Origin of the sequence: Bacillus haynesii, from assembly GCF_001969855.1 — a bacterium.
Lineage (GTDB): Bacteria > Bacillota > Bacilli > Bacillales > Bacillaceae > Bacillus > Bacillus haynesii.
In genome coordinates this window covers 1-1,108 of record NZ_MRBL01000068.1, presented here as the reverse complement: position 1 = coordinate 1,108, position 1,108 = coordinate 1, and the positions used below count along the sequence as shown (strand labels likewise).

The window sequence follows — 1,108 nt, the reverse complement described above, 5'->3', positions numbered from 1 at the left end:
CTTTTGAATCGTATTCTTCAAATACCGCATGCCGAAATTTTTCAGGATAATAACACATATACATAAAATCTAGGGCGGGGTCTTCCACTCCTCCTTCGCTGAAATCTATAACCCCAAGGCGACTGGAGCTCTCATCCCAAAAAATATTATCATAATGAAAATCCCCATGAACAATACATGTCTGAATCGATGCGGAAATTCTATAATACTCTTTCAAGAAATCCTTCACTTGATTCATCTCAGAATCGGAAAGTTTGGTCTTCAGAAGCCTGAGCCCTTCTTCCATGTCCTTCCGAATATCCTGTTCAAAACCACTTTGCAAGTCTAATCCTTGTTTTGATGTCATGTGAAGTTGTCTTAAAAACCTCCCTACTGATATACCTATGTGCTGTGCTTTTTCCAGATTTGCCTTTACGTACTGAGGTGTAATTCGATATCCCGATACATATTTTTCCACAACGAAATCCTTCGTTGGAGAAATATATAAGCACTCTGGCAAAACTGCCTCTGTGTGCTTACCTAATCTGTGAATCAGTTCCTGTCTTACACCATAAGCATCTAACTTTAATCCATCACGAAAGAAGGAGATAACTGATTTTTTATCAAAAATCAAAACATCTTTCTCACAACCTGTGGTGATGAACTCGAATTTTTGATAAGATAGTTCACCCATTTCAGCCTTCACAAGTTCCAGCTTTCGTTCAAGCAACTGCTGTTTCATTTTATCAAAATTCATAAATACCCCCGCCATTAGGCTTAGATAAATACAATTGAATTAATCTTTTAATATCATTTTAACACACAAAAATCAACCTTCTACATGATAATCTAGATACCAAAAAGAATTCCCACCAAAAATTTCCTTGGTAGGGATTCAGCTTATATCCGCTTATCACCATTCCGATTAGGTAAAGAACCGCAGTCACCTGTGCTGGCAATCCATGATTCGAGAACAAGCTAAAAAAGAGCTAGCGACAATGAACAATGTAAAAATGGAGTCTGAAAAAACGAAAAAATCACGGGGAAAATTCAATAAGAAGTCTAAAAACAATAAATCAAATAGTGCAAGTTCAGAAAACAAAAAATTGGAAAATAAAAGGCTGAAAAG

The 1,108-nt window shown here is 36.4% G+C and carries 1 protein-coding gene; it reads right to left on the bottom strand.

Translation table 11 applies throughout. The features are described from left to right. On the bottom strand, positions 1–736 hold a 736-nt coding region (locus BTA31_RS22295; protein ID WP_076794318.1), incomplete at its 3' end, for a phosphotransferase family protein. Between the last annotated feature and the right edge of the window lie 372 nt (positions 737–1,108).